General features: G+C 46.0%; 23 protein-coding genes. 20 read left to right on the forward strand and 3 right to left on the reverse strand.

The annotated features are described in order from the left end of the window. Positions 1 to 3: 3 nt before the first annotated feature. Complete coding sequence (locus J2S00_RS08520) at positions 4 to 432, forward strand: Hsp20/alpha crystallin family protein (protein WP_307338137.1); 429 nt, start codon at positions 4 to 6, stop codon at positions 430 to 432. Positions 433 to 499: 67 nt separating this feature from the next. Here the strand turns inward: J2S00_RS08520 and J2S00_RS08525 are convergent, their stop codons facing one another. The 3 genes from J2S00_RS08525 to J2S00_RS08535 form a co-directional block, all read right to left on the reverse strand. Then, the gene (locus J2S00_RS08525) at positions 500 to 724 is read right to left on the reverse strand and encodes a spore germination protein (protein WP_307338139.1); all 225 of its coding nucleotides are present in this window, start codon (positions 722 to 724) and stop codon (positions 500 to 502) included. A 41-nt stretch (positions 725 to 765) separates the two neighbouring features. Next, positions 766 to 1,008: a hypothetical protein gene (locus tag J2S00_RS08530; RefSeq protein WP_307338142.1), complete on the reverse strand. Its 243-nt coding sequence runs from the start codon at positions 1,006 to 1,008 to the stop codon at positions 766 to 768. A gap of 67 nt (positions 1,009 to 1,075) precedes the next feature. After that, positions 1,076 to 1,327, reverse strand: coding sequence for a spore germination protein (locus tag J2S00_RS08535; protein ID WP_307338144.1), 252 nt, complete (start codon positions 1,325 to 1,327; stop codon positions 1,076 to 1,078). A gap of 385 nt (positions 1,328 to 1,712) precedes the next feature. On the opposite strand from J2S00_RS08535, the gene J2S00_RS08540 reads away from it, so the two are divergent. The 19 genes from J2S00_RS08540 to J2S00_RS08630 all read left to right on the forward strand — a co-directional run bounded on the left by J2S00_RS08540 (position 1,713) and on the right by J2S00_RS08630 (position 18,203). Continuing rightward, entirely contained in the window at positions 1,713 to 2,378 is a 666-nt protein-coding gene (locus J2S00_RS08540) for a peroxiredoxin (RefSeq protein ID WP_307338147.1), read from the forward strand. A gap of 12 nt (positions 2,379 to 2,390) precedes the next feature. Beyond that, positions 2,391 to 2,636, forward strand: coding sequence for a helix-turn-helix domain-containing protein (locus tag J2S00_RS08545; RefSeq protein WP_307338151.1), 246 nt, complete (start codon positions 2,391 to 2,393; stop codon positions 2,634 to 2,636). A gap of 338 nt (positions 2,637 to 2,974) precedes the next feature. Beyond that, a complete protein-coding gene (gene paaX / locus J2S00_RS08550) occupies positions 2,975 to 3,844 on the forward strand; it encodes a phenylacetic acid degradation operon negative regulatory protein PaaX (protein ID WP_307338378.1) in 870 nt (289 codons plus the stop codon). A 27-nt stretch (positions 3,845 to 3,871) separates the two neighbouring features. Beyond that, positions 3,872 to 4,294 (forward strand): PaaI family thioesterase, encoded by a 423-nt coding sequence (locus tag J2S00_RS08555; RefSeq protein WP_307338153.1) that lies wholly within the window; start codon positions 3,872 to 3,874, stop codon positions 4,292 to 4,294. 320 nt (positions 4,295 to 4,614) lie between these two features. Next, complete coding sequence (locus J2S00_RS08560) at positions 4,615 to 5,493, forward strand: branched-chain amino acid ABC transporter permease (protein ID WP_307338156.1); 879 nt, start codon at positions 4,615 to 4,617, stop codon at positions 5,491 to 5,493. Continuing rightward, positions 5,494 to 6,504, forward strand: a complete 1,011-nt coding sequence (locus tag J2S00_RS08565; protein WP_307338159.1) for a branched-chain amino acid ABC transporter permease — start codon at positions 5,494 to 5,496, stop codon at positions 6,502 to 6,504. It abuts the gene before it with no gap. A gap of 24 nt (positions 6,505 to 6,528) precedes the next feature. Next, entirely contained in the window at positions 6,529 to 7,305 is a 777-nt protein-coding gene (locus J2S00_RS08570; protein ID WP_307338161.1) for an ABC transporter ATP-binding protein, read from the forward strand. A gap of 24 nt (positions 7,306 to 7,329) precedes the next feature. Next, positions 7,330 to 8,067, forward strand: a complete 738-nt coding sequence (locus tag J2S00_RS08575; protein ID WP_307338163.1) for an ABC transporter ATP-binding protein — start codon at positions 7,330 to 7,332, stop codon at positions 8,065 to 8,067. Between the two features lie 48 nt (positions 8,068 to 8,115). Next, complete coding sequence (locus tag J2S00_RS08580; RefSeq protein WP_307338166.1) at positions 8,116 to 9,285, forward strand: ABC transporter substrate-binding protein; 1,170 nt, start codon at positions 8,116 to 8,118, stop codon at positions 9,283 to 9,285. A gap of 47 nt (positions 9,286 to 9,332) precedes the next feature. Further along, a complete protein-coding gene (gene paaK / locus J2S00_RS08585; RefSeq protein ID WP_307338169.1) occupies positions 9,333 to 10,664 on the forward strand; it encodes a phenylacetate--CoA ligase PaaK in 1,332 nt (443 codons plus the stop codon). Between the two features lie 205 nt (positions 10,665 to 10,869). After that, positions 10,870 to 11,838, forward strand: a complete 969-nt coding sequence (gene paaA, locus J2S00_RS08590; RefSeq protein ID WP_307338172.1) for a 1,2-phenylacetyl-CoA epoxidase subunit PaaA — start codon at positions 10,870 to 10,872, stop codon at positions 11,836 to 11,838. A 12-nt stretch (positions 11,839 to 11,850) separates the two neighbouring features. Then, positions 11,851 to 12,189, forward strand: coding sequence for a 1,2-phenylacetyl-CoA epoxidase subunit PaaB (gene paaB, locus J2S00_RS08595; RefSeq protein ID WP_307338175.1), 339 nt, complete (start codon positions 11,851 to 11,853; stop codon positions 12,187 to 12,189). 15 nt (positions 12,190 to 12,204) lie between these two features. After that, positions 12,205 to 13,032 carry a 1,2-phenylacetyl-CoA epoxidase subunit PaaC gene (paaC, locus tag J2S00_RS08600; RefSeq protein ID WP_307338178.1) on the forward strand — a complete coding sequence of 276 codons (828 nt, stop codon included), beginning with the start codon at positions 12,205 to 12,207 and terminating at the stop codon, positions 13,030 to 13,032. A 13-nt stretch (positions 13,033 to 13,045) separates the two neighbouring features. Beyond that, positions 13,046 to 13,513, forward strand: a complete 468-nt coding sequence (gene paaD, locus J2S00_RS08605) for a 1,2-phenylacetyl-CoA epoxidase subunit PaaD (RefSeq protein ID WP_307338182.1) — start codon at positions 13,046 to 13,048, stop codon at positions 13,511 to 13,513. 43 nt (positions 13,514 to 13,556) lie between these two features. Continuing rightward, positions 13,557 to 15,056 (forward strand): aldehyde dehydrogenase family protein, encoded by a 1,500-nt coding sequence (locus tag J2S00_RS08610; RefSeq protein WP_307338185.1) that lies wholly within the window; start codon positions 13,557 to 13,559, stop codon positions 15,054 to 15,056. A 14-nt stretch (positions 15,057 to 15,070) separates the two neighbouring features. Beyond that, positions 15,071 to 16,273: a 3-oxoadipyl-CoA thiolase gene (gene pcaF, locus J2S00_RS08615; RefSeq protein WP_307338380.1), complete on the forward strand. Its 1,203-nt coding sequence runs from the start codon at positions 15,071 to 15,073 to the stop codon at positions 16,271 to 16,273. A 51-nt stretch (positions 16,274 to 16,324) separates the two neighbouring features. After that, the gene (locus J2S00_RS08620) at positions 16,325 to 16,630 is read left to right on the forward strand and encodes an EthD family reductase (RefSeq protein WP_307338188.1); all 306 of its coding nucleotides are present in this window, start codon (positions 16,325 to 16,327) and stop codon (positions 16,628 to 16,630) included. Positions 16,631 to 16,640: 10 nt separating this feature from the next. Then, on the forward strand, positions 16,641 to 17,414 hold the full coding sequence (locus J2S00_RS08625) for an enoyl-CoA hydratase-related protein (protein ID WP_307338192.1): 774 nt from the start codon (positions 16,641 to 16,643) through the stop codon (positions 17,412 to 17,414). A 9-nt stretch (positions 17,415 to 17,423) separates the two neighbouring features. After that, positions 17,424 to 18,203: an enoyl-CoA hydratase-related protein gene (locus J2S00_RS08630; protein WP_307338385.1), complete on the forward strand. Its 780-nt coding sequence runs from the start codon at positions 17,424 to 17,426 to the stop codon at positions 18,201 to 18,203.

Genomic DNA, 18,203 nt, shown 5'->3' on the forward strand with positions numbered 1-18,203 from the left:
GCCATGATTCCGAATGACATGGATCTCAATCAATGGAAGACTTATGCCCAAAGACTGCTGGGCAGGGATTTTTTTGCCGATTTTGCCGCTGATTTTGATATGCACAATACGGAACCAAAATATAATATCTATCGAAGTGCCTCCGAGATCATTGTATTAATTAACCTTCCTTACGTCCGGGATCTCTCTCAAATCAAATTAAATGTCCGGGAACAGGAACTCTTTATTAAAGGAAAAATTGATTTGGGTTATGAGCACATGGAAACGGTTCAAAACCAGATCTTTTCGGGCAGTTTTGAAAAAACCATCTCACTGCCTGCTCTGGTCAATACTAAAAGAGTGAATGCCCAGTATCAACGGGGAATATTGAAAGTACAGCTGTTCCCTAAGTTAAGAGGAGAGGGAAAAGCTGTTAACATTGAAGACATTTAATATACGGCTATTATTTTTGATAATTTACACATGTCGTAAAAAAATCCCACCAGGTGTGGGATTTTAGCTATAATTGGACTTGAGGCTGATCAACAAGATCAGGATCCTTGACTACATTTAAATCAAACTTTGTGACAGGTCTGTTAAAAGCGTCACCAAAAATTTCCTGTCCGCCAACCGATTGATCGTTACCGGCATATCCTTTGTGGATAGCATCGCCAAAGTTGACGGTTCCGTTAAAGGATACATTGAGAACGCTTATAAAGCAGATGCGGTTAAAATGGGTGAACAACTCTTTATCCCTCCTTGTGCTGGATGAAATAGGACAGAGGACTAAGGCAACCCATCTGATTCGGATGCTGCCCCAGGGGATAGATCTTCATCATCTACAGCCGGACGCGGGACTGCCACCTGTCCGGGGTCAGGGATTTCTCCCAGAGCCACCTCCTCATCCGCGGACACTGCTTCTTCCTCTCTCTCCTCAAGCTGTGGAAAATAGGTGGTGGCAGTGGCTCGGTTATGGCAAATAATCGTTTTACCAATGTTAAGCGAACCAATATTCGTAATCGCGTTCACTCTGATATTCGTAATCCTGATGTGCATCAGCGACAGTCCTTTCGTTAAGGGTTCTCTGTTCATGGGTTTACAATTGTTTTTGAGGCTGATCGATCAGGTCAGGATCTTTGACCAGATTTTTATCAAAGTTGGTGGCCGGCCCATTCACAGCATCCCCGATAACCGTCTGCCCGCCGACTGATTTGGAGTTGGCCGAATGCCCCTTGTGGATGACATTACCAAAGTTGACTGATCCGTTACTGGAAATGTTGTTGATTCTGATCCCAAATATATTGTTAATGTGTGTCACTGGAATCACCCGAATCACCTTTTTTGGCATGTTTGTTTTATTGTATGTTTAAGGGTATGACGCGTGAGTTCTTTTCTCTTCTTACATTTCATGGAAAAACATGAAATGGATTAAAAGACCGGGAGCCAATTCCCCCGGTTTTTGGCGAGATTGTCAGTTAGGCCTAGATACTACATTCTATGCACAGAAAGGAGAGATGCCATCACTTAGAGAGACCGTTCTAGTTTAGTTTGTTAATTTGTATTTATTTTTTCCTGATGAACAGATTCCTGGCCCACTCCATCCTCTGACCAGCCTGGATAAATTGCCTAAACGGAATAAAAATTAAAAAAAACTTGTTTTTCTGACCTCTTTTGACTAAAATAAGATATAGAACATAAAACATAGTTGTTTAATAGGAAAAGGAGGAATATGCATGTCCAATCAAACGCTTGAAACGGCTCAAACAGCACCAAGTTTGCCTCGTATCGGCGATCCTGCACCTCAGTTTGAAGCGCCAACGACCCATGGTCCTGTTAAATTGGAGGATTACAAAGGCTCTTGGCTGGTCTTGTTCTCCCATCCGGCAGATTTTACACCGGTGTGCACGACAGAATTTATTGCCTTCCAAGAGATTTATCCCCGGCTAAAAGAACTAAACACTGAGTTGCTCGGTTTAAGTGTCGACAGCTTGCCGGCTCACATTGCCTGGATGAGAAATATTGAGGAAAAAACAGGCGTAAAGATTGAATTCCCGGTCATTGCCGATTTGAGCCGAGAGGTGGCGACCAAATACGGCATGATCCATCCCAATGAAAGCACAACAGAAACAAACAGAGCGGTATTTGTCATTGATGACAAACAAAAAATTCGCGCACTGATCTATTATCCGTTGACCACCGGCCGCAACATAGAAGAAATTGTCAGACTGGTGGAAGCTTTGCAAACAACAGACAAACACCAGGTGTCTACTCCTGCTAACTGGAAAAAAGGTGACAAAGTGGTTGTGCCACCGCCGCAAACACAGCAAGCGGCTGAAGAGAGAGCCAAAGATCCTAATCTTGAAGTGACCGACTGGTATTTGTCCAAAAAAGAGCTGTAAGGAGGCATGGTGATGCCTTGCATACAGCCTGATAGTTTTTTGTCTCCTGCCGAAATTAAGTCCTATTTGGGAACTCTTGCCGATCAGCCCTTGACTGAAGCCGAATTATCCAAGCAGATTCAGCAGCCGCTGTTTAAAGTGCGCAGTACGGTACGTGAACTGGTCAGACTCGGGTATGTGCGGCAGAAAGATAACGTCGCTCTGACGGAGAAAGGATTAACCTATTTGCATGACATATATGGTACGCAAGGAACCTAAGCTGCAAACAGATTTAGCTCAATAATAGCTTCAAACATTTGGGCTTTTAAAATGAATCCACTTGCTTCTTAACCGTGTAGATACTTTTTCTGCACGGATTTTTATTACGAATATTATCGTAATATTTTATATTGTAGTAAAAACAAAAATGTATTAAAATATAGGAGAACATATCAGAGCATGTCAGCTTTGCCTTATGAATTGACATATTTATCATACACCAGTAACATATAACTGCATGTTAATTAATTATACGCGTTTGTTTGAGTTCGAGAAAAAGACGTCACATTTGTACAAATAGAAGGTTTAAAAAGGGGATGGGGATGATGTCTAATACAATCAATACACGGTCTATGATTTTTACGCTGTACGGAGATTATATTCAATATTATGGTGGTGAAATTTGGATTGGCAGCCTCATTCGCCTATTGGAGGAATTTGGCCATAATGCACAGTCAGTACGTGCAGCCATGTCCCGTATGCAAAAGCAAGGATGGGTAAAAGCGAGAAAAGAAGGAAATAAAAGTTACTATTATTTGACTGAACGAGGAAAAAAACGTATGGAAGACGCAGCTAAACGGATTTATAAACTGAAAGCTGAGGAGTGGGATGGTAAATGGCGCATACTAATCTATACCATACCGGAAACCATGCGTCATGTACGTGACGAGCTAAGACAAGAATTGATCTGGAGCGGGTTTGGTTCTCTGACGCATAGTTGCTGGATCTCTCCTAATCCACTGGAAGAGCAAGTGGAAGAGATGATAGACCGATATGAGATCAGGGAATATGTTGATTTTTTTCAAGCACAATACCAGGGACCCCATGAAAATAGAAATTTGGTAGAACGTTGTTGGGACTTGGACGACATTAATCAGCGATATCAGGAATTCATCGATCATTATAGTAAGCGTTTTGTCATCGATAGGAACAAAATTGAAAAGCAAACGATTTCTGACGGGGAGTGCTTTGTGGAACGTACACGCCTCGTTCATGAGTATCGAAAATTTTTATTCATTGATCCCGGACTTCCTCATGAGTTGTTGCCTGATAACTGGTTAGGGGAGCATGCGGCGGCTCTGTTTCGTGATTATTACCAAATATTAGCAAAACCGGCCAGTCGTTTCTTTGAAAGCGTGTTTCAAGAGGGACAGGAGTTAAATAAGGATCGATCGTTTAATATTCTTAAACACCCACTAATGACTTAAACTTCCATAAGAAGAGGAGATATCATGATGAACCGAAAATATACCATGTCAGCTCTGCAACAGGTGGCCAAGCAAAAGCTAGATCCCCCGCCATGCGATACAACATTGGGAGTGAGGGTCTCAGCTGCTCATGATGGAGTAGCAAAAGGGGTATGGCAGGTTGATTCTTCCTTCGTCAATGGTCTTGGGGTGGTGATGGGAGGATTTCTTTCGGCTGCCGCTGACATTATGATGGCCTATGCTATTTCATCTGTTCTAGCCGATGAGCAAAGTTTTGCCTCTATCGATCTTCATACCACCTATCACCGACCAACATTGCCTGGTGAGGTACATATTGAAGCACGAGTGGAACGCTTAGGCAAACAAGTGGCTTATCTTGTGGCTGATCTGGAGCAAAACGGGAAAAAAGTGGCATCTGCTGTCTCATCGGTAATGATTCAAACAGTCTGAAACGTGAAGTGCAAGAGCAGTGTATGATTAAAGTAGTAACACTTTTTTTACGTTATGCGTTACGAAAAGCTAAATATGGTAAAAAAGAGTGCGTTCAGATTTGTAACGCACTTTTTTCTTTTTTCTAAAGACAAGAAGTTAAGCTTCATTATTAAAATTATATGTCCTTATATTCTTGAGAAAATTATTGGCAAGATCAATTTTCGTAATTTTATTGACAGGTTGGGCTGGAAGCGTTATCATTTTACTAACAACATATTTAACGAATTTTTAACGTTATATTTAAAAATGTTTTATTTTGCAAGGTGGAGGGTGATGTGATGGGTGATTTTTTGCAATTTATTGTGACCGGTATGACGATAGGAAGTATTTATGCCATTGTGGCCTTGGGGTTTGTCACCATTTATAGTGTGACCAAGGTGATTAACCTGGCTCAGGGAGAATTTGTCATGTTGGGTGGCATGCTGATGTTTACGTTTACCGCTGCGGGCATACCCTATTGGCTTAGCTTTCTTTTGACCCTCATCGTTGTCAGTCTTTTTGGAATGTTAATGGAATCCACGGTCATCCGCCGGGCTGGGGGAGCAGATCCGGTAAGCTTAATTATCTTAACCATCGGAGCTGCCATTTTTATTCGTGGTGTGGCCAGTATGATCTGGGGGAAAGGTTCAGTGAGAATCGATCCTTTTACCAGTAATCAATCCTTTCAGTTCGCCGGTGCTTCGATCAGTCCCCAAAGCATTTGGATTATGCTGATTATGTTCTTCATAGTAATCAGTTTGTATATCTTGATCGAACGAACCATATTAGGAAAGGCGTTTCAAGCTTGTTCGGTTAATCCAAAGGCTGCTCGGCTCATGGGAATCAATCCTAAGAAGATGTCATCCTTATCATTTACATTGAGTGCGGGATTGGGTGCCCTGGCAGGACTGGCCATTGCACCGATTATGTTCCCCTCATACGATGTGGGTATCATGCTTGGAGTGAAAGGATTCTCTGCCGCGATACTTGGCGGATTGGGGAGTGCACCAGGCGCTGTTCTGGGAGGGATTGTAATTGGGCTGGTCGAAGCATTCGGGGCTGGTTATATCAGCTCTGGCTTAAAAGATGCCATCGCGTTTACGTTTGTATTGCTTATTCTACTGATTCGTCCGAGCGGAATCCTGGGTGAACGAAGTGTTGGAAAAGGAGGACTATAAGTGAAAGGTGTACAGCAGACCAACTGGCGAGGTTTTTTCATTTTTACCGCTCTTGTTCTAATCTTCCCCTTGCTCATCAGCAAATCGTTTTACATTACCCAGGCCACCTTTGCTGGCATCTATACCATTGTGGCGATCGGCCTTGGCCTCTTAATGGGCTATGCCGGTCAGATCTCACTGGGACAAGCTGCATTTTATGGAGTGGGGGCCTATACCACAGCAGTGTTAACAGCCACCATGGGAGTTAGTCCTTGGTTAAGTTTGTTATTCGCCTTGCTGATCCCTGCTCTGTTGGCTTGGGTTATGGGCCACACCATGTCTCGCCTAAGTGGGTATTATTTGGCCATGGCCACCTTAGCCTTTGGAATCATCGTTAATGTGTTACTGGTGGAGTGGCGTTCTGTGACATACGGGGCTTCGGGATTTTATGGCATCCCCAACATTGAGCTATTTGGCCTGCGTCTGACCCAGGGAACGACCTACTATTATTTTGTTTGGACCATCGGTCTTCTGGTCCTTGCCGTTTCGCTCAACATTGTTCATTCACGGATAGGGCGAGCGCTCCGGTCCATTCATGATAGCGAAATCGCCTCTGGCGCGATGGGGGTAGACACAGGGAAGTATAAAATGCAGATCTTTATTCTGAGTGCCATGTTTGCCGGACTGGCAGGCTGGTTGTTTGCTCATATGAGCTACAGCATTTCACCCTCCTCATTCGGGTTGGATGCCTCGATCTTGTTTTTGGTTATGGTCGTGCTGGGAGGAAGCACTAGTGTTTGGGGGGCAGTGATTGGTGCCCTCCTGATTACATCAATCAGTGTGCTGGTTCACAACTTGGGCTTGCGTTTCTCCTTTATATCAAGTGACTTTGAACACGTCCTTTATGGCTTGATTCTGATGCTTGTGATTATTTTTATGCCGCGTGGATTATTCCCGACTTTGGTAGATTGGTTGAAGACGAAAGGTTGGACGACAAAAGTCAGTTCCAGGGCCGACAAAGTGCAATCCTAAGTCATGAAGAGAGGAGCGTTCGCTTTGACGTTATTAGAGGTACAGCGAGTCACGAAAAAATTCGGTGGTGTGGTGGCTAATAGAGATATTTCCTTCACGTTTGCGGAAGGGCAAATCATGGGTTTGATCGGGCCGAACGGAGCAGGAAAAAGCACCTTGTTCAACATGATTTCAGCCATATTCCCGCCTTCCAGTGGTCAAATTTTCTTTAAAGGACGGAAAATTAGCCACTTAACACCGCCAGAAATCGCTAAATTAGGCATTTCTAGAACATTCCAAAATTTGCAAGTGTTTAAAAACATGACTGTCATTGAAAACGTCATGGTGGGACAACACACACAGGGAAAGGCAGGAATGCTTTCAGCTGCTTTACGTCTACCTTCAGCGAAAAAAGAAGAACAACGTCTTCATGAAAAAGCAATGGAGTATTTGGCTTTCGTCGGGCTGGAGGACGTGTGTGAAGTGCGTGCGGGTCATCTGGCTCTTGGTCAGTTACGCTTGCTCGAGCTGGCTCGTGCGCTGGCCACTGAACCTGAGCTGCTTTTGTTAGACGAAATTGCTGCTGGTTTGAACCATAAGGAAACAAAAGAAATGGCGCAGTTGATCAGCAAAATCCGGGACATGGGGATCTCTGTCTTTGTGGTTGAGCACGATATGGATCTGGTGATGAGTATTTGTGATCGGATTATCGTGTTGGACCAAGGGGAGAAAATAGCGGAAGGCATCCCTCGGGAAGTGCAGACCAACGAACGTGTCGTTCGCGCCTATCTAGGAGCAGAGATTGACGAGGAAGCCGTCTAAGCGGCTTGAACAGGGGGGAAAACCATGGGTGATGTGTTGTTAACTGTGCACAATCTTCATGTCAGTTACGGGCCGATCAGAGCGCTCAAGGGGCTTGATCTAAATGTTAAAAAAGGAGAAATTGTTGCCCTGTTAGGTGCCAATGGAGCAGGAAAAACCACCTTGCTTCAATCGATCTCTGGCTTGCTTCAGCCAAGCGATGGCCAGATTTTCTTCAAGGAAGAGGAGATAACAGGAAAAGATCCGGCAAGTATTGTTAAGCGCAAGGTTATCCATGTACCCGAACACAGACAAGTTTTTGGCACGCTAACAGTTATCGATAACTTGTACTTGGGAGCTTACCATCATTATCGAACAACGGGAAAAAGGCAGATTGAAGAAGATCTCAAACGGGTATTTTCATTATTTCCTATTTTGGAAGAGAGAAAATATCAGCTTGCCGGGACGCTATCCGGCGGACAGCAACAAATGTTAGCAATCGCGAGGGGAGTGATGGCTAAACCTGAGGTCTTGCTTTTGGATGAGCCAACGCTAGGGTTAGCCCCAATCGTGGCCAAGGAAGTGCTTGAACTGATCAGGGAGCTCAACCAAACATTGGGAACCACTGTTTTGCTGATTGAACAAAATGTGGTGTCCTCATTGAAAATCGCTCATCGGGCATATGTTATTGCGCATGGAGCGATCGTTAAAGAGGGGCTTGCTCAAGAATTGCTTCATGACCATCAGGTACGGGAAGCATATTTAGGTCAATCTGTGGGTTAAAAAAGGTCAAGGCGTCATGCAAAGTGAAACACGTAAGGAGGGTTTTCAATGATGAAAAAGGGATTGTTAAAGTTAATGCTTCTAACGCTTGTTTTGGTTGTGTCGGGCTGTGGGGGAGATACTGGAGGGGATGAACAAGACGTTTATAAAATCGGAGCGATCTACTCCAAGACAGGACCCAACAGTCCTCTTGGGGAACCGGAATGGAACGCAACTAAACTATTGGAAGAGATGATCAACGAAGCGGGTGGCATCAATGGGGTTCCGATTAAAGTGATTTTGGCTGATGATGAGTCATCGCAGGAAAAAGCGACTCAGGAAATGAATCGTCTCATCCATGATGAGAAGGTGTTGGCTGTCTTAGGTTCTTCGGGGAGTGGTGAGAGTCTGGCCATGAAAGGGATCGCCATGCAAAATGAAGTGCCCATGATTTCCGCAGGGGCGAGTGTACGCATCGTTGAGCCGGTGGAAGAGTCGTACTGGGTGTTTAAAACTCCCCAATCTGATGTTCATGCCGTGCAGCGTATTTATATGTATTTAAATCAAGAGGGCATTAGTAAAATTGGGACATTGACAGACTCCAATGCGTTTGGAGAGAGTGGCCTTCAACAACTTGAAAAATGGGCGGACGAATACGATATCGAGATCGTCAGCAAGCAACAATACAATACTCAGGATCCTGACATGAGAAGTCAATTGACACGCATCAACAGCTCTGGTGCGGAAGCAGTTGTTGTATGGGGTACCAACCCTGGACCAGCTGTGATTGCCCGCAACATGAAAGAGCTGGGCATGGATATCCCGTTCATAGGCAGCCACGGGATCGCCAACCAAAGCTTTATTGGCCTGGCTGAAGATGCAGCCGAAGGTGTGATTATTCCTACAGGCCGACTGTTATTCCCGGATGAGATTCCCGCAGATGATCAACAGTATAACGTTCTTAACACGTTCTATGATGCATACGTAGAAAAGTACGGCAGTGAGCCCACCAACTTCGGCTCTTATGGCCATGATAACCTGATGTTAATTGTGGAAGCGCTTCAAAATGGGGCCACCACCCGGGAAGACATTCGAGACTATCTGGAAAACAACATTAATGACTGGGTTGGTACTACCGGTATCTTCAATTTCTCACCTGAGGATCATAATGGTTTAACCGCTGACAGCTTGGTTATGGCTGTTGTGGAGAATGGGGAATGGAAGTTACTTGATCATTAAAAATAAGTTGCAGAATTTCAGCTAACATGAGGGAGGAGAGAAGCATCATGATTTTCAATCCTGAGATGGAAACGAACCAGCGTAAGGAACTGGAAAAAATACAATTAGAGCGGCTCACAAAGACAGTTGAGCTCGTCTATCATCGTGTTCCCTTCTATAAACAGAAGTTTGACGAGAAAGGCGTGAAGCCGGAGGATATTAAATCACTGGATGACATTCAAAAACTCCCTTTCACCGTTAAGAAAGACCTGCGTGACCATTATCCTTTCGGGTTGTTTGCCGCTGAGCTGAAGGACGTAGTGCGTTTGCACGCCTCCTCTGGAACCAGCGGGAAACCAACTGTTGTGGGTTATACACGCCATGACATAGAAAACTGGGCCGAAATTGTGGCCAGATGTATAGCCGCAGCCGGTGGACAACCGGGTGATGTGATGCACAATGCCTATGGATATGGTTTGTTTACAGGAGGATTGGGCTTGCATTACGGTGGAGAGAAACTGGGTGTGGCCACCGTGCCCATCTCAGGAGGAAATACGGCGCGCCAAATCATGTTGATTGAAGACTTTCAGCCAAAAGTGATCTGTGGAACCCCATCTTATGTCTTAAGAATAGCGGAAACCATGGAAGAGATGGGCAAAGACCCGCGCCAAACCAGTCTCAAATATGGGATCTTCGGGGCAGAACCTTGGTCTGAAGAAATGCGTCGCACCTTAGAAGAGAAATTTGGTATTAAAGCGGTTGATATCTACGGATTAAGTGAAGTGATTGGACCTGGTGTAGGGATTGAGTGTCATGAGGCCCAAGATGGTTTGCATCTGGCCGAGGATCATTTCTTGGTGGAAGTGATCGATCCGAAGACACTTGAACCCGTCCCGGAAGGAGAAGAAGGTGAGCTTGTCTTCACCAGTTTAACAAAAGAAGCCTTCCCAGTGATCCGTTATCGGACAGGTGATATTGCCTCGATTACCCGGGAAAGGTGCATCTGTGGACGCACAACCACAAGGATGTCCCGTGTCAAAGGACGCATTGACGATATGCTCATCATTCGAGGCGTTAATGTTTTCCCTTCGGAAATGGAGCGCTGTCTGTTGCAAGTGAAAGAATTAGCACCGCATTATCAGGTCTATATCAAAAAGCAAGGTCATTTGGATGCTGTTGAATTACTTGTGGAGCTGGATGAACACGTATATCAGCAAGTGAATCAAGATCTGCAGCATGATTTCGTGAAGAAGATAAAGGCAAGGGTGCAAAGCTTGATCAAACAAGAGTGCCTGGTTAACATTGATGTGCAAGTCCAGAAGCCGAAAACGATTCCCCGCTCAGAAGGCAAAGCCGTGCGGATCATCGATGGACGCAAACACCAATCCTGTTCGGCATAACAGATGTAGTTCAAACCGCTCTATCGCCAGATGGAGCGGTTTCTTGCGAGGTCGTCTTGCTATCTTGGGTATATATTTAATATTAAATGCTTCGCCAACAGCATTAATTTTATAAAAATTATTGCAAACGATATGATGATATTATATAATAACGTTAATAAAACGTTATACTGTTTTATTTATATATAATGTGGGAGGGAAGGGTATGACAACTCAGGTTGGGTTCGAATCGCTAACCGAACAGGAAAAATACCAGGCTTTCCTGGAGCGTTTGGATCGGGGTGAGAAAATCGAGGTCGATGATTGGATGCCCGATGATTATCGTCAGGCACTGATTCGCTTGATCGCTATGCATGGCATCAGTGAGATTATGGGTGCTCTGCCTGAAAAAGAATGGGTACCGAAAGCACCAACACTGCATCGTAAGATGGCAATTATGGCCAAAGTGCAGGATGAGATGGGACACGGCCAATTACTGTTACGTGTAGCTGAGGATCTCATGGCTTATTATGGCAAGGATCGCGATGATATTTACCAAGATCTGTTCAGCGGCCGCTTGAAATTTCATAATGTCTTTCATATGACCGCACCAACCTGGGCCGATGCAGGTGTGATTGCTTGGTTGGTTGACGGTGCTGCCATCGTGACTCAGAAATCGTTGCTTGATACCTCTTATGGGCCTTATGGCCGTGTGTTGCAACGGATCTGTGCAGAAGAAGTTTTCCACATGCAGCATGGAGAAAGTATTATTTTAGAGCTGGCTGAAGGAACTGAAGCACAGCGGCAAGCCCTCCAGGAAGCGGTTAACCGCTGGTGGCCGGCCTTGTTGATGTTCTTCGGTCCACCTGAAGGGAATCAGCTGACTAAACACCAAGAAAAAAATCTCAGATATAAGATTCGTACCAAAACCAATGAAGGACTGAGACAAGAGTTTTTAGATAAATATGTGCCTCGCATTTGGGCGTTAGGCTTAACCGTTCCGGATGAGACGATTCACTATGATGAAAAACAGCAGAAATGGATCTATCAGCAGCCTGACTGGGATGAGTTCCGGGCCATCGTCAACAACAATGGTCCTAAGTCCCAAGAACGTTTAAGATTGCGTAAATCCGTATTTGAAAATGCTGGATGGGTACGCGACATTCTTGCCGTTCGCACATTGGCTACAGGGTAAGGAGGGGAGATCATGAGCAACCAACAAACCAAAGAGACACACTATCCTATCTACGAAGTGTTTATTCAGCGCGATGCAAATACCCCCTTTGTTTATCAGGGTAGTCTGCTCGCTCCTAATCAAGAAGTGGCCCTGTTTTTGGCCAAAGAAAACTTTGCTCGCCGCATTCCTTGCTATAACATTTGGGTGGTTAATCGCGAAGATATTGGTCAGCTCCCTTCTGAGGAAAGAGAGAGTCTCAACCGCATGGATAACAAAGACTATCGTGAAACCAAGGGATATGGTTACTTGAAAAAGAGATGGCGCAAGTATGATCAAGTGCAATTAACGAAGAGGCACTTACTGTCATGAAGAGGGGGCATCACAATGGTAAACAAGATATCTACCGCAGAAGAAGTAAAACAACATCCTGCTTTTCGAGAAGCACTTGTTTCTCTTCTCTATCAGCTGGCCGATGACAATTTTATTCTCAGCTTCAGAGGCTCAGAGTGGCTGGGGCTTGCCCCCCAGTTAGAATCAGATGTTGCGTTTAGCTCAATCTGGCAGGATCACATGGGGCATGCCGCATTATTTTACCGTATGCTCGAAGAGCTTGGTGAAGGTAGGGCAGATGACCTGGCCCATCTCCGCACCCCGCATGAGATGCGTAATGCCATCCTTACTGAACGGTCAAACGGTCCTGGCGACTATATTGTCAACCCGCAATATGACTGGGCTTATGCTGTTGTGCGACAATTTATCTTTGATTTGTTTGAAAGCGTTCGCATGACATCCCTGCAGCAATCCTCCTATCTTCCATTAGCACAGGCTGCAGCCAAAGTAGCCAGAGAAAAGCCTTATCATGTTCTGCATGGAGAAAGCTGGCTCGGTCAAATGATCAAAACGGAAGAGGGGCAGGTCAGGTTAAAAAAGGCCTTGACTAACGTATGGCACGATCTGGGGGATCTGTTTAGCCTGGGGGAGATGGGAGAGAAAATGGTTGAATATGGCTTGACTGAAAGTGAGGATTTTTTACGGCAACGGTTTGTAGACCGATTAAGAAAAGTTTTTGACACGTATAACATCAACTGGCCAGGGGAACTCCCCAAACAGATGGAGCTAAATGGGCGGTTAGGTGAGCATACGGATGAATTAGCTCAGGCACTCGATATCCTTTCCGAAGTTTATCGTCAAGACCCGGCAGCTAACTGGTAAATGGGTGATCCATATGAATACCTCAGCCGTTTGGGAGAAGTTAAAACAAGTCAAAGATCCTGAGCTGCCTACCGTCAGTATTGTGGACATGGGTATGGTTAAGGATGTCTCGGTGAGAGAGAAACAAATGGAGATTCAACTCATTCCTACTTTTGTCGGATGTCCAGCTTTGGAGATCATTAAACAGGAGGTACTTAAGCAACTTCAGCCAGAATTTGAAGGGGAGATCAAGATTAAATTTGTGCTGGATATTCCCTGGACATCCGATCGCATTAATGATGAGGGGCGTGAGAATCTGAAAAAGATGGGCATCGCTCCGCCGCCAAAACACTTTAATATAGGAGAACCTTGGGTGGCTGAATGTCCATACTGTGGCTCCCCAAAAACGGTTATGGATAACCTTTTTGGGCCCACCGCTTGTCGAAGCATTCTCTATTGCACCCATTGTAAAAACCCGTTTGAAGCGATTAAGCCGATTTAATGACCGGATGTCGATCCGAACATAAACAGGGAGGAATCAAATGATGACTACGCAAACAACGGTTCATGTTAAAGAGATGTACCCCATGTTCATTAACGGTCAGTTTGTTACAAGTGAATCAGGTGAAACGTTTACAGTCTACAATCCGGCAACAGGCCAACCCCTTACCCAAGTGGCCAAAGGAACGAAGGCCGATGTTGATGCCGCCGTTGCTGCGGCCCGCAAAGCCTTCGACCACAGCCGTTGGCCCTCCATGCCCTTCAGTAAAAGAGCACGTTTGTTAAACAAGATTGCCGGCATCATGAGAAAGCGGTTTGATGAGCTGGTTCAAATAGAGGTTTTAAACACCGGTAAAACCATCGGGACTGCCCAAGGTCAAGTGATGCAGGCCATTGAGGACTTTGAATTCTTTGCTGGTGCGATTGTTGCGCACACAGGAGAAACGAAACCGGTTCCTCCAGGCTTCTTTAACTATACCCAAAAAGAACCAGTCGGTGTTTGTGCCCAGATCATTCCCTGGAATTATCCTTTTATGATGGCAGCGTGGAAAGTGGCGCCTGCTTTAGCTGCAGGATGTACCATTGTACTTAAACCGGCAAGCTTAACACCGCTTACCGCGTTAGTGATGGCTGAAATTTGCCATGAAGCTGGTGTACCGGAAGGGGTTCTCAACGTGATCACTGGACCGGGCGGGGAGATTGGTTCGTATTTGGTTGAACATCCTGATGTGGATAAAGTGGCCTTTACCGGTGAGACCTTAACCGGGAAGGACATCATGGCTAAAGCTTCGGACACTTTAAAACGTGTCACGCTGGAATTAGGTGGGAAATCAGCCAACATCGTCTTTGAAGACGCTGATCTTGAAGCGGCCGTTAATGGCTCTTTATTTGGCATTTATTATAATACTGGTCAATCTTGCGAAGCCCGCTCCCGCCTCTTTGTGCATGAATCGGTTTACGATCAATTCTTAAACCTTTTTATAGAAAAAGCCAAAAAACTGAAAGTAGGGGATCCGTTCTCTACTGACACACACGTAGGTGCCGTGATATCACGAGGACAATTAGAAACGATCGACAGCTATGTTCAAGAGGCTGTTCAAGAAGGTGCTGAAATTGCCTTTGGCGGTTACTCACCGACCATTGAGGGTTTTGAAAACGGGCATTGGTATATGCCAACGGTGCTTACTCATGTCACCAATGACATGAAAGTGGCCCAGGAAGAAATCTTTGGACCAGTGGTCGTGATCATGCCGTTTAAGGATGAAAAAGAAGTGATTCAACTAGCCAATGATACCAAATACGGCTTGGCTGGCGCGGTATGGACCAAAGATCATGCTCGGGCACACCGCGTCGCCAGTGGCATCCGCGCGGGTATTATCATGGTTAACTGTCCATTCTCTGTTTTCCCCGGATTACCGTTTGGTGGGTACAAACAATCTGGTTTCGGTCGTGAACTCGCTTTGGAAACGCTTGATCTCTATTCTGAAACAAAAAGTGTTCTCTCTTACGTGGGACCCAAACCACTTAATCCTTTTGGAGTATAAATAGGGGGCTATCGATTGTGAAAGAGGTTGTCATTGTCGATGCGGTGAGAACGCCAATTGGACGTTATAAGGGGGCACTTAAATCAGTGCGCCCCGACGATTTGGCTGCACACGTGATCAAGGCCTTGATCGATCGTAATCCACAGTTGCCGACCGAGGAAATTGATGATGTCATCATGGGCTGTGCCAACCAGGCGGGAGAAGATAACCGTAACGTGGCCCGCATGGCACTCTTATTGGCCGGTCTTCCCCAAGAAGTGGGCGGCAGCACCGTGAACCGTTTATGCGGATCGGGTTTGGATGCCGTTAACCAAGCGGCCCGGGCCATCAAAGCAGGTGAGGGAGAGATCTATATTGCCGGCGGGGTTGAAAGTATGACGCGGGCCCCGCTGGTCATGGCTAAACCGGATACGGAGTTTCCCCGCGGCAATCATGAATTATTTGACACGACAATCGGTTGGCGGTTTATCAATCCGCTCATGGACGAACAATATGGCACACTCTCTATGCCTGAGACAGCAGAAGAGGTTGCCAAGCGCTTTGGGATCAGCCGGGAGGATCAGGATGCCTTTGCCTTCCGGAGTCAGATGCGCTATAGACAGGCTCATGAAGCAGGAAAATTTAAAGATGAACTTGTTCCGATCACGCTAACCGACCGGAAGGGAAACCAAACTGTGGTGGCTGAAGATGAACATCCCCGTCCCACCACCACCCTAGAAAAGCTGGCGGGTCTCAAACCGTTGTTCCCCAATGGAACCGTGACAGCGGGTAATGCCTCAGGCATCAATGACGGGGCCGCGGCTCTGATTCTGATGGATGCTGAAAAAGCAGAAGAGTTAGGGTATAAGCCTTTGGCACGCTATGTTACTTCTGCTGTTGCGGGTGTTGAACCCAATATTATGGGTATTGGTCCCGTTCCTGCCACTCAAAAAGCATTAAAACGCGCCGGGTTTAATATTGAAGATATAGAGCTGATCGAATTGAATGAAGCGTTTGCTGCCCAGGCCTTGGCTTGTATTCGTCAGTTGGAAGTGGACCAGGAAATCGTCAACGTGAATGGGGGCGCCATTGCTTTGGGACATCCCCTAGGGGCCAGCGGGGCGCGTATCTTGACGACCCTCCTCTATGAGATGAACCGTAGTGGGGTGAAGCGTGGACTGGCAACCATGTGTATTGGGGTTGGGCAGGGAATTGCCACCATTGTGGAGAGAGGTTAACGTGAATCTTTTATATCAAAAATTTTATATAAAAATCAGGAGGTATAAAAAATGGTTAAGTTAATTGCCCTGTATAAGAAACCTGAAAACCCACAAGCGTTTGATGAGCATTATGGGAATGTTCATGCTCCCCTGGCTAGAAAGATGCCTGGCCTTAAAAAGCTAGAAGTGACAAAGATTTATGGTGCTCCAATGGGAGAAAGCCCTTACTATCTGCTGGCTGAGATGTATTTTGAATCAAAGGAAGCGTTAAATGCAGCCATGGCATCTGCTGAAGGCAAAGCAGCGGCAAAAGATTTGATGGGTTTTGCCGGCAATCTCGTGACGATGATGCTGGGTGAAGTGACAGAAGAATAGGAGGATAGTGATGAGCGAGCCCCTCATTGTGAAGAAAATGGAAGGACCTGTGGCCGTGTTGCAACTTAACCGGCCGCATGTCCTTAACGCGCTTAACTTGGCTTTAATGGATGAATTGGTTGAGCAGCTGAAACAATTGCAGGCAGATCAGGATGTGCGGTGCATTATTTTGACCGGGAATCACAAAGCCTTTGCCGCAGGAGCAGATATAGATGAAATGGCCGGTGTATCACTAGCTGAGATGAAGATGAGAAATCAGTTTATGTTATGGGATCTGATTCCCCGATTCACCAAACCGCTGATTGCAGCAGTACAAGGTTATGCATTGGGTGGAGGCTGTGAATTAGCCATGAGCTGTGATCTGATTATTGCCTCGGAAAAAGCGGTTTTTGGGCAACCGGAAATTAATCTGGGAGCCATGCCCGGAGCAGGAGGAGCTCAGCGTCTGGTAAAAGCAATGGGCAAAGCCCGAGCGATGGCGTATTTATTAACGGGGCGTTCTTTTACCGCCCAGGAGGCGTATGAGTGTGGTTTGGTCACCAAGGTGGTCCCGGATGAGCTTGTTTTAGAGGAAGCAAAAAAGCTGGCTTTAGAGATTGCCCATAAAGCGCCGGTGGCAGCCACGTTGATTAAAGAAGCCGTATATAAGGCATTGGACACGCCTACACAAGTCGGCATGGATTTTGAACGTAATGCCTTCTATATGTGCTTTGGAACTGAGGATTGCAGAGAGGGTATGAAAGCCTTTCAGGAAAAACGCAAACCATCTTTTAAGGGAAGATAGGTGAAAGCGGTGTTTGAAACAATCATATTCGAGGTACAGGAGAACGTTGCCATCCTGACGCTCAACCGTCCCGATAAATTAAATGCATTTACGGAACAGATGAATGAAGAAATCATGAAGGCTTGCCAGCAGGCAGGCCAAGATCCATCCATCCGCGCTTTAATCATTACTGGGGCCGGACGGGCGTTTTGTGCTGGTGAAGATTTGGCAAGTGTCAGTGGAGATCAAGCGGTTGATCATGGTGAGTTTCTTCGCAAACGGTATAATCCGATGATCATGGCTATCCATCAGTCAGAGAAGCCGGTGATTGCCGCAGTGAACGGTGCTGCAGCTGGTGCAGGATGCAGTCTTGCCCTCGCTTGTGATTTTCGCATCGCCTCTAGTAAGGCCAGTTTTATTGAGGCTTTTATCCATATTGGCCTGGTGCCTGACTCGGGAAGCTGCTATTTCCTTCCCCGTCTCGTTGGCTTAGGGAAAGCACTGGAGCTGGCCATCCTTGGTGAAAAGGTAACGGCCCAGGAAGCATTGGAACTGGGATTGGTCCGTCTAGTGACCGAGCCGGACCAATTGCAAGCTGAGGCTCTGGCCTTTGCCCAACGTCTGGCCCAAATGCCCACGAAGGCCATTGGGCTGATCAAGCGAACCATGTATCAGGGGTTAACCAGCACACTGGAGCAAGCGTTGGAATACGAAGCGTATGCCCAAAGGATCGCGGGCCAAACGGCGGATCATCAAGAAGGCGTTAAAGCCTTTATAGAAAAGCGACAACCTCGCTTCGAAGGGAAGTAA

Source organism: Caldalkalibacillus uzonensis (assembly GCF_030814135.1).
GTDB lineage: Bacteria > Bacillota > Bacilli > Caldalkalibacillales > Caldalkalibacillaceae > Caldalkalibacillus > Caldalkalibacillus uzonensis.